We start from the raw sequence: 10,444 nt of genomic DNA, 5'->3' as shown, positions 1-10,444 counted from the left end.
TCTCGTCCGTCGTCACGACGGCCGGGAGGCGCGGTGTCGTCCCGCCTCTCCTCGCCCCCTCCACAGGTGGTCGCCGAGGGCGTCGCGGTGTCGGCCGTCCCGGCTACCCTTGGTCCGTGGTCACCGCCCTGTATCGCCGTTACCGGCCCGAGAACTTCGCCGAGCTGATCGGTCAGTCGCAGGTCACCGACCCGCTGCGGACCGCCCTGCGGACGAACCGCGTGAACCACGCCTACCTGTTCAGCGGGCCGCGCGGGTGCGGCAAGACGACCTCGGCGCGCATCCTCGCCCGGTGCCTGAACTGCGAGCAGGGCCCGACGGACACGCCGTGCGGCGTCTGCCCGAGCTGCGTGGAGCTCGCCCGGGGTGGCGGGGGATCGCTCGACGTCATCGAGATCGACGCAGCGAGCCACAACGGCGTCGACGACGCGCGCGACCTGCGCGACCGCGCCGTGTTCGCACCGGCGCGCGACCGCTACAAGATCTTCATCCTCGACGAAGCGCACATGGTGACGCCGCAGGGCTTCAACGCCCTGCTCAAGCTGGTCGAGGAACCGCCGGAGCACGTGAAGTTCATCTTCGCGACCACCGAGCCGGAGAAGGTCATCGGCACCATCCGCTCCCGGACCCACCACTACCCGTTCCGGCTCGTCCCGCCGGCCACGATGCTCGAGTACGTCGAGCAGCTGTGCGAGCAGGAGTCGGTCTCCGTCGCGCCGGGTGTCCTCCCGCTCGTCGTCCGTGCCGGTGGGGGGTCGGTGCGAGACACGCTGTCGCTGCTCGACCAGCTCATGGCCGGCAGCGAGGACGGCGCGATCGCCTACGAACGCGCGGTCGCCCTGCTCGGCTACACCGACGCTGCGTTGCTCGACGACGTCGTGGACGCACTGGCGGTGGCCGACCCCGCCTCGGCCTTCGCCGCGGTCGACCGCGTGGTGCAGACCGGGCAGGACCCGCGTCGCTTCGTCGAGGACCTGCTCGAGCGGCTCCGTGACCTGATCGTCGTCGCGGCGACGAACGAGAGCGCCGCAGCCGTGCTGCGCGGGATCTCTCCCGAGGAACTCGACACCATGACCCGGCAGGCCGGCGTCTTCGGCGCGACGGCGCTGTCGCGGTCCGCCGACATCGCCAACCGCGCGCTCACCGAGATGACCGGTGCGACGTCGCCCCGACTGCACCTCGAGCTGATGACGGCGCGCATGCTCGTGCCCGAGGTCGACGACACCCAGCGCGGTGCACTCGCCCGCGTCGAGCGGCTCGAGCGTCGCGTCGGTGTCGGCGACGCCGGCGGGCACCAGGCTCCCGCCGCGGTCGAACGACCGCAGGCTGCACAGCAGTCCTCCGCGGGCGCTTCGGTTCCGCGCACGGGAGCGGGCGGCGCCGCGGCGCAGGCCGGCTCCTCGCAGGCGACCCCGGCTGCGCAGCTCGCTGCGTCGACCGCGACCGCGACCGCGACCCGAGCAGCGGCGCCGACCCGACCGGACCAGGAGCCCGCCGATCAGGCTCCGACGACCGCGCGTGACGCCGAGCCGCGGGACCCCGGCGCGACCGTGCGCGATGCCGCTGCCTCCTGGGCAGCCGTGGCGACGCCACCGAGCCAGGGTCCGGCCGACGGCCCGACCGATCGGTCTTCGGGCCGACCGGCGGAGCAGAGCGCGTCGAGTGCGATGACGACGGCACACCCGATCGAGCAGCACCAGCACGATCCGTCGGGCACCGCGAACGCGTCGTCCACCGGGCAGGGGACGGCCGTCGGCGACGAGGCGGTCGTCCGACCGGTCGCCGCCGTCGGCTTCCAGCAGCTCCGCGACGCCTGGCCCCAGGTCGTCGAGCACGTCCAGCGCGCTCGGCGTTCGGCCTGGTCCGTGGTGGTCACGGCTCAGGTGACGGCCCTGCGCGAGGACGTGCTGACGCTCACCTTCCCCAGCCAGCAGGACGTGGCGTCGTTCAAGGAGATGTCCGACCCCGCGACGAGCGTCAGCGAACTGCTCCGGTCGGCGATCATCGACGTCCTCGGCCTGCGGGTGAAGTTCGTCGCCCGTGGGCCGGGACAACAGCGCTCGGCCGGTGCTCCCGCGTCGGAGCCGGGTCGGCAGACGTCGCAGCAGCAGCCGACGCGACCGCAGGTGACGTCGGAGGACACCAGCCGGCAGCAGGCCGCGCGCCAGCAGTCCGCACCGCCGCAGCCGGAGACTGCCGAAGGGCCGACGCAGCAGCAGACCGCACCGCAGCACCAGCATTCGACTGCACCGCAGCAGCCGACCGCACCGCAGCAGCCGAGCCAGCAGCAGCAGCCGAGCCAGCAGCAGCAGCCGAGCCAGCCGCAGCAGCAGCAGGCGAGCCAGCAGCAGCAGGCGAACCAACAGCAGGCGAGCCAGCAGCAGCCGACCACACGGCAGCAGCCGGCCGCGCCCAGCGCTCCGGTGACCGACTGGGCCGTCGCCACGATCCCGGCGACCGACCCGACCGCCGGTGCCGTGCCCGAGCACCTCGAGCCGGGGTGGTCGGCACCGTTCGGGACGACCGACACCGGGGAGCCGGTCGTGCCCGTCGCACCGGTCTCCGACCCCGCCGCCGACGCGGCCCTCGCTGCACAGCTCCGTCCGGCCTCCGCGCTCGGCGGTGCCGGAACGGCGCCGGCCCGTGCTGCTGCGCCGAGCGACCCGACACCCGACGCACCGGGAGCGCCGGCACCGGCCGCAGCCGCAGCGCCCGCATCGGCAGCGCCCGCATCGGCAGCGCCCGCCGCGCCGGGTACCGCGGCCGCCGTACCCTCCGGCGGGCCGGACGTCCCGGTCGACGACTACCCGCTCGACGACGAGCCCTACGACGACGGCGCTCCCTTCCCCGACCCGGGAGCGCACGCGTCCTCGGGTGCACCGAGCCAGCGACCGACGCGGGCACCAGCACCGCAGGCAGCACCGGCGCCGACCGGCCCGGCACAGGCCGCACCCGCACCGGCAGCGCCCGAGCAGGCAGCACCTGCGCAGACAGCACCGACCCAGGAGGCGGCTGCGCAGCCAGCTCCGGCACGGACCGCTGCACCCCAGGTCCGTCGGACGCCGGTCGCTGGTCGGTACGGCGAGGCGGTCGTCCGTGAGATCCTCGGCGCGCAGTTCATCGAGGAGACCGCCCTGCACGAGGAAGGCGCCTGATGTACGACGGGATCGTCCAGGACCTGATCGACGAGTTCGGTCGGCTGCCGGGCATCGGCCCGAAGTCGGCACAGCGCATCGCGTTCCACATCCTGCAGACCGAGTCGTTCGACCCGGCGCGACTGTCCGAGCTCCTGGCCGAGGTCAAGGAGAAGGTGCGCTTCTGCGAGGTCTGCGGCAACGTCACCGAGAACGTGCGGTGCAGCATCTGCCGTGACCCCCGTCGGTCGCCGTCGGTGATCTGCGTCGTGGAGGAGGCGAAGGACGTCGCCGCCATCGAGCGCACCCGCGAGTTCCGTGGGCTCTACCACGTGCTCGGCGGAGCGATCAGCCCGATCGACGGTGTCGGTCCGGACGACCTGCGGATCCAGCAGCTGATGACGCGGCTGGCCGACGGCACCGTGGACGAGGTCATCATCGCCACCGACCCGAACCTCGAGGGCGAGGCGACGGCGACCTACCTCAGCCGACTGCTCGTCCCGATGGGCATCCGCACCACGCGACTCGCGTCCGGGCTGCCGGTGGGTGGTGACCTCGAGTACGCCGACGAGGTGACCCTCGGCCGCGCCTTCGAGGGCCGACGCGTGGTCGGTCACTGACGGACGTGCGCGCAGGATCGTTGCGTCGAGCCCGCCTCGCACGCAACATCCGCGGAACACCCTCTACGATTGACAGACCGCGCGACCGTCGCGGAACCGTCGTCCCCGGGAGTACCAGCCAGTGGCCCTGATCGTGCAGAAGTTCGGTGGATCGTCCGTCGCGGACGCCGAGAGCATCAAGCGCGTGGCGAAGCGGATCGTCCAGACGAAGAAGGCGGGCAACGACGTCGTCGTGGCCGTCTCGGCGATGGGCGACACCACCGACGAGCTCGTCGACCTCGCGCACTCCGTGACGCCGATCCCCGCCGGTCGTGAGCTCGACATGCTGCTCACCGCGGGGGAGCGCATCTCGATGGCGCTGCTCGCGATGGCGATCAAGAGCCTCGGGGTCGAGGCATCGTCGTACACGGGCAGCCAGGCCGGCATGCTCACGGACGCCCAGCACGGCAAGGCCCGCATCGTCGACGTCACCCCGAAGCGCGTGCGCGAGGCGCTCGACGCCGGGCACGTCGCGATCGTGGCCGGGTTCCAGGGGTTCAACCGCACGACGGGCGAGATCACCACGCTCGGGCGCGGTGGGTCGGACACCACCGCCGTCGCGCTCGCCGCCGCGCTCGACGCCGACGTCTGCGAGATCTACACCGACGTCGACGGCATCTTCACCGCGGACCCCCGCGTGGTGCCGAAGGCCAAGAAGGTCGACCGGATCACGAGCGAGGAGATGCTCGAGCTCGCCGCCTCCGGCGCCAAGGTCCTGTACATCCGTGCCGTCGAGTACGCCCGTCGGCACGGCGTCACCCTGCACGTCCGCTCCTCGTTCAGCAACGCCGAGGGCACCATCGTCTACAACCCTGCAGAGGGGGAAACCGTGGAAGAACCGATCATCACCGGCATCGCCGGAGACCTCTCCGAGGGGAAGATCACCGTCGTCGGCGTGCCCGACACCCCCGGCAAGGCCGCCGAGATCTTCACGATCGTGGCCCGCGCCGGCGCCAACATCGACATGATCGTGCAGAACGTGTCCGAGGCGGTCACGGGCCGCACGGACATCTCGTTCACGCTGCCGAAGGACCAGGGCCAGGGCGTCCTGACCGCGCTCGAGGTCGCCAAGGCCGACATCGGCTACTCGGGCATCCAGTACGACGACCAGATCGGCAAGCTCGCCCTGGTCGGTGCCGGCATGCGGACCAACGCCGGTGTCTCGGCGGCGCTCTTCCGCGCCCTGCACGAGGCGTCCATCAACATCGAGATGATCTCCACCTCGGAGATCCGCATCTCGGTCGTCACGCGCGCCGACACCCTGAACGAGGCCATGCGCGTCGTGCACCAGGCCTTCGGGCTGGACGCCGACCAGGAAGCCGTCGTCTACGCCGGCACCGGGCGCTGAGCCCCGCGTCGACACGACCCACGAGCAGGAGCACCACATGAGCACCACCGTCGCCGTCGTCGGCGCCACCGGCCAGGTCGGCGCCGTGATGCGTCGCCTCCTCGAGGAGCGCGCGTTCCCGGCCGACCACGTCCGGTTCTTCGCGAGTGCCCGGTCCGCCGGTTCGACGCTGTCGTTCCGCGGCGAGGAGATCGTCGTCGAGGACTCCGAGACCGCCGATCCGTCGGGCATCGACATCGCGCTGTTCTCGGCCGGTGCCACGGCGTCACGCGCCCTCGCGCCGAAGTTCGCGGCGGCGGGTGCGGTGGTCGTCGACAACTCGAGCGCCTGGCGGATGGACCCGGAGGTGCCGCTGGTCGTGAGCGAGGTCAACCCGCACGCGATCGACGACGCCCCGAAGGGCATCGTCGCCAACCCGAACTGCACGACGATGGCGATCATGCCGGTCCTCAAGGTGCTGGACACCGAAGCCGGGCTGCGCCGTCTCGTCGCGACCACCTACCAGGCCGTGTCCGGGTCGGGCCTCGCCGGAGTCGAGGAGCTCCTCGGCCAGGCGCGTGCGGCGCTCGAGCAGGACACCGCGGCGCTCACCCACGACGGTTCGGCCGTGTCCTTCCCGGAGCCGGTCAAGTACGTCCGACCGATCGCCTTCGACGTGGTCCCGCTCGCGGGCAGCATCGTCGAGGACGGCACGGGGGAGACCGACGAAGAGCAGAAGCTCCGCAACGAGAGCCGCAAGATCCTCGAGCTGCCCGACCTGCTCGTCGCCGGGACCTGCGTGCGCGTCCCCGTGTTCACCGGGCACTCGATCTCCGTGCACGCCGAGTTCGCGCAGCCGCTCTCGCCCGAGCGGGCGACGGAGCTCCTCGCCACGGCCCCGGGCGTCGAGCTCGCGGACGTCCCGACTCCGCTGCAGGCAGCCGGTCAGGACCCGTCGTTCGTCGGCCGCATCCGCGCGGACCAGTCCGCGCCCGACGGCCACGGCCTCGTCCTCTTCGTCAGCAACGACAACCTGCGGAAGGGCGCTGCGCTCAACGCGGTGCAGATCGCCGAGACGATCCTCGAACGGCGCGCGGTCGCCGCGTAGCGAGCACCGTCGCCGACGCGACACGTGACGGACGGGAGGCCCGTGGCGACACCGCCACGGGCCTCCCGTCCGTCGTCCCGACCGTCAGGAACGGGACCGAGTGCGACGTCGTCGGTGCAGCAGCACGCCGGTCCCGGCGGTGAGGAGCGCGAGCGCGACGGCGAGGGGTCCGGTCACCTCGGTGCCGGTCCAGGCGAGGCGCCCCTGCGGCGCGGCGTCGACGGTCCGGGCGGTCGTCGCCGGTCCTGGCGACGGTCCGTCCGCGCCGGGCTCGCCGGTCTGGTCGGCCTCACCGGGGGTCCCGGTGCCGCCCGTGCCTCCGGCACCGTCTCCCGGAGACGGTGCGTCACCCGGATCGGTGCCCTCGCCGTCACCGGGGTCGGGGTCCGGACCGTCGCCGGCGCCGGTCCCGGCGGACACGACGACCTCGACGGGGACGGGCGGCGCGAGCTGCCCGGCGGGGGTCGAGGCGAACAGTTCGAGGGTGTACGTGCCCTCGGTGAGCGCATCGATCGGCGAGCAGGACCAGTGTCCGGCGTCGTCCGCACCTCGATCGGCGGCATCGGCCTCGCAGACCACCGTCCCGTCACGGACGACGACGACGTGCGCGCCGGGCGTGGCGGTGCCCGAGAGGGCGGAACCGGGTGCCAGGTCGGTGTGGTCGAGCGTCGGTGCGACGACGGGGCCCTCGGTGACGAGTTCGATGTCGGACCCCGCGGTGCCGAGCGCCAGGAGCGCGCCGTTCGCCTGCAGGCCGAGCTCGAGGCCGTTCGCCGGTGAGGACGGGTCGTCGGCGGTGAACCGGACGACGTGGGGCGCGGGGCTCGTGGTGCGGACCTGGAGGCAGCCGGAGGGGACGGCGGCGTCGGCCAGCACGGCGAAGGGCAGCCCGGGGCCGTTGAGGGCGGACAGGCACATCGACCCGACGACGAGCGGACCGGTGGTGCCGGGCGCGGGGTAGTGCGCGGTGTCGGCGGCGACCGGGCGGGTGTCGAGCACGGGCTGGCCGTCGTGGTCGGCAACGGCGACGAAGCCGGTGGTGCCGACGACGTGGAAGGTGCCCTCCAGCGTCGCAGCGGGCGCAGCCCGTGGCTCGGGCTGCGGCGAGGGGAGCGTGTCGGCCATGGCGGCAGGGCCGAGCAGGAGCGGGGCGATCGCGGCCGCGGGCAGGAGCGGGAGGGCGAGACGGGCGCGCCGGCGGTGGTTCACGGTGGGGCCTCCGGGAGGGGACGGTCGATCGGGACCGTGAAATGGTGCCACATCCGGAATGTCGTACTTCACTAGCATGTGCGATGGGTACGGCCGGCACCCCGCACCCGGACGATGCCCCCGGGCGACCCAGCGGCAGTGGGTAGGATCGTCGTGTGGCAGTGAAGCAGGTGGACCCGATCGACGTCGTCCTGATCGGGGGAGGGATCATGAGCGCCACGCTCGGCGCCATCATCCACCGCCTCGAACCCACGTGGAAGATCCGCGTGTACGAGCGGCTCGGCTCGGTCGCGCAGGAGTCGTCGAACCCGTGGAACAACGCCGGGACCGGTCACTCCGCGCTGTGCGAGCTGAACTACACGCCGGAGATGCCCGACGGGCACGTCGACATCGCCAAGGCCGTGACCGTCAACGAGCAGTTCCAGGTCTCGCGGCAGTTCTGGGCGCACCTGGTCGAGACCGGCGCGCTCCCGCAGCCGTCCAACTTCATCAACCCGACCCCGCACATCTCCTTCGTGTGGGGCGAGGACAACGTCGAGTACATGCGCAAGCGGTACGAGGCGCTCAAGGGCCACCCGCTCTTCGCGGGCATCGAGTACTCGGACGACCCGGCGCAGATCCGCAGGTGGGCGCCCGCGCTCATCCCGGGGCGCAAGAAGGACCAGCCGGTCGCTGCGACGTACTCGGCCGCCGGCTCGGACGTCGACTTCGGTTCGTTGACGCAGCAGCTTTTCGACGAGCTCGAGATCGCCGGTGTCGAGTTCGAGCCGTCGCACCAGGTGCAGAAGATCACGCGGTCGAAGGTCTCCGAGGGGTGGGCGCTCGACGTCCGCAACGAGATCGGTCGGTCGACGCAGCGCATCGCGGCGAAGTTCGTCTTCGTCGGCGCCGGCGGCGGGGCCCTGCGCCTGCTGCAGAAGTCGGGCATCCCGGAGATCCGCGGGTACGGCGGGTTCCCCGTGTCCGGCGAGTTCCTGCGCACCGACGACCCCGAGGTCGTGCAGAAGCACGCGGCGAAGGTGTACGGCAAGGCGAGCGTCGGCGCTCCGCCGATGTCGGTGCCGCACCTCGACACCCGGATCGTCGAGGGCAGGGCGTCGCTGATGTTCGGCCCCTACGCCGGGTTCAGCCCGAAGTTCCTCAAGCAGGGCTCGCTGCTCGACCTGTTCCGGTCGATCCGACCGCACAACCTGCGACCGATGCTGAGCGTGGCGTTCTCGAACTTCGACCTGGTCCGCTACCTGGTCGGGCAGCTGCTGGCATCGAAGCAGACGAAGTTCGACGCCCTCCGCGACTTCATGCCGACCGCCGAACCGGAGAACTGGCACCGCATCACCGCCGGGCAGCGCGTGCAGGTCATCAAGCCGGACCCGGACAAGGGCGGGGTGCTGCAGTTCGGCACCGAGGTCATCACCTCGGCCGACGGCTCGATCGCCGGCCTGCTCGGCGCGAGCCCCGGTGCGTCCACCGCGGTGCCGATCATGCTGACGATGCTGCAGCGGTGCTTCCCGGACCGGTGGGACGCCTGGGCCCCGATGGTGCGGACGATGGTGCCCACCTACGGCAGGGACCTCGGCGCCGACCCGCAGCTCGCCGACGAGACCCTCGAGCACACCGCGAAGGTCCTCGGTCTGCACCACTGAGCCCCGCCGCTCGGGCGACTTGCCCCTGGTTCGAACGTGTGTTCGAATGAGGGCATGCGGTGGAGCGGGCAGTCGATCGGAGCGGAGCGCGGTGACGCCCTGCCGGGGCTCGAGTCGAACAGCGGGTTGGTGCGCAGCGTCACCACGCCGGAGTTCGCCGGGGTCACCTTCCACGAGGTCCTGGCGAAGAGTGCCCTGAACCGTGTGCCGGCTGCCGACGGCAGCGGCACCTACGGGTGGACGATCAACCCGTACCGCGGCTGCAGTCACGCGTGCGTCTACTGCTTCGCGCGGCCCACGCACACGTACCTGGAGTTCGACGGGGGTGCCGACTTCGACCAGCAGATCGTCGTGAAGACCAACGTCGCGGACGTCCTGCGCCGTGAGCTCCGGAAGCCGTCGTGGGACCGGCACCCCGTCGCGCTCGGCACCAACACCGACCCGTACCAGCGTGCCGAGGGGCGCTACCGGTTGATGCCCGGGGTCATCCGCGCGCTGGCCGAGTCGGGCACCCCGTTCAGCATCCTGACGAAGGGGACGCTGCTGCGGCGTGACCTGCCCACGTTGGTCGAGGCGGCACGGAGCGTCCCGGTCGACCTGGCGATGTCGATCGCCGTGTACGACGACGAGCTGCAGCAGCAGGTCGAGCCCGGGACCCCGACGACCGCCGCCCGGCTGGCGACCGTCCGGGCGATCCGCGACGCGGGGCTCGAGTGCTCGGTGTTCCTCATGCCGGTGCTCCCGTTCATCACGGACACGCGCGCGCACCTCGACGAAGCGATCGGTCGCGCGGCCGAGGCCGGCGCCTCGAGCGTCATGTACTCCGCACTGCACCTGCGTCCTGGCGTGAAGCCGTGGTGGGCGGCCTGGCTGCAGCGCACCCGTCCCGACCTCGTCGCGCGCTACCGCTCGATGTACCTCGACAACACCTACGCGCCCGCGGACTACCGCCGGTGGCTCGCGGACCGGGTGCGTCCGATCCTGGCCGCATACGGTCTCGGACTCGGCAGAATGGACCCGGCGACCGGTTCGATGGGGTTCAGCGACCGGCAGGCGCACCTCGTACCCGGCGAGCGGGCCGCGGCGGCGACCGCTCCGCGTGCACCGCGTCCGGGGTCGGGCGACATCGGACCGCGCGCCCTGGTCGGGTCGGTCATCACGAACGGGGGCATCACGAACGGGTACCGCGTCCCGGTGTCGCTCGACGAGCAGTCCCGCCCGACCTCGTCGCCGCTCAAGCGTGCCGACCCCGACTTCGACCGTCGCGGTGCCGGGACGACCGTGATCGGAGGCCCGTCCGGACCGACCCTGTTCTGAGGAGCGTCCACCTTCCGCGTTCGGGGGACACCCTGTGTCGGTGATCG

The 10,444-nt window shown here is 72.1% G+C and carries 7 protein-coding genes; 6 read left to right on the top strand and 1 reads right to left on the bottom strand.

Annotated elements, in window-relative coordinates:
• Nucleotides 1-116: 116 nt before the first annotated feature.
• The 4 genes from NI26_RS17200 to NI26_RS10770 all read left to right on the top strand — a co-directional run bounded on the left by NI26_RS17200 (nucleotide 117) and on the right by NI26_RS10770 (nucleotide 6,228).
• Nucleotides 117-3,155 carry a DNA polymerase III subunit gamma and tau gene (locus tag NI26_RS17200; protein WP_066655177.1) on the top strand — a complete coding sequence of 1,013 codons (3,039 nt, stop codon included), beginning with the start codon at nucleotides 117-119 and terminating at the stop codon, nucleotides 3,153-3,155.
• Nucleotides 3,155-3,754, top strand: coding sequence for a recombination mediator RecR (gene recR / locus NI26_RS10780; RefSeq protein WP_066655176.1), 600 nt, complete (start codon nucleotides 3,155-3,157; stop codon nucleotides 3,752-3,754). Before NI26_RS17200 ends, recR begins: the two co-directional genes overlap by 1 nt.
• Nucleotides 3,755-3,875: 121 nt before the next feature.
• Nucleotides 3,876-5,141: an aspartate kinase gene (locus tag NI26_RS10775; protein ID WP_066655175.1), complete on the top strand. Its 1,266-nt coding sequence runs from the start codon at nucleotides 3,876-3,878 to the stop codon at nucleotides 5,139-5,141.
• Between the two features lie 37 nt (nucleotides 5,142-5,178).
• Nucleotides 5,179-6,228 (top strand): aspartate-semialdehyde dehydrogenase, encoded by a 1,050-nt coding sequence (locus NI26_RS10770; protein ID WP_066655174.1) that lies wholly within the window; start codon nucleotides 5,179-5,181, stop codon nucleotides 6,226-6,228.
• Between the two features lie 84 nt (nucleotides 6,229-6,312).
• Here the strand turns inward: NI26_RS10770 and NI26_RS10765 are convergent, their stop codons facing one another.
• Nucleotides 6,313-7,437, bottom strand: coding sequence for a hypothetical protein (locus NI26_RS10765; protein ID WP_066655171.1), 1,125 nt, complete (start codon nucleotides 7,435-7,437; stop codon nucleotides 6,313-6,315).
• A gap of 155 nt (nucleotides 7,438-7,592) precedes the next feature.
• Between NI26_RS10765 and NI26_RS10760 the strand changes: the two genes are divergently transcribed.
• Both NI26_RS10760 and NI26_RS10755 read left to right on the top strand, forming a co-directional pair.
• Nucleotides 7,593-9,080 (top strand): malate:quinone oxidoreductase, encoded by a 1,488-nt coding sequence (locus NI26_RS10760; RefSeq protein ID WP_081984956.1) that lies wholly within the window; start codon nucleotides 7,593-7,595, stop codon nucleotides 9,078-9,080.
• Nucleotides 9,081-9,134: 54 nt separating this feature from the next.
• A complete protein-coding gene (locus NI26_RS10755; RefSeq protein ID WP_066655170.1) occupies nucleotides 9,135-10,397 on the top strand; it encodes an Rv2578c family radical SAM protein in 1,263 nt (420 codons plus the stop codon).
• The last annotated feature ends 47 nt before the right edge of the window (nucleotides 10,398-10,444 follow it).

Origin of the sequence: Curtobacterium sp. MR_MD2014 (assembly GCF_000772085.1) — a bacterium.
Classification (GTDB): Bacteria; Actinomycetota; Actinomycetes; order Actinomycetales; family Microbacteriaceae; genus Curtobacterium.
Note: the sequence above shows the minus strand (reverse complement) of the source record. Positions and strands in the feature narration are given on the sequence as shown.

Excerpts from the sequence above, each read along its gene's own strand:
- recR (WP_066655176.1), top strand. The coding sequence starts at position 3,155 with ATGTACGACGGGATCGTCCAGGACCTGATCGACGAGTTCGGTCGGCTG.
- NI26_RS10770 (WP_066655174.1), top strand. The coding sequence starts at position 5,179 with ATGAGCACCACCGTCGCCGTCGTCGGCGCCACCGGCCAGGTCGGCGCC.
- NI26_RS10755 (WP_066655170.1), top strand. The coding sequence starts at position 9,135 with ATGCGGTGGAGCGGGCAGTCGATCGGAGCGGAGCGCGGTGACGCCCTG.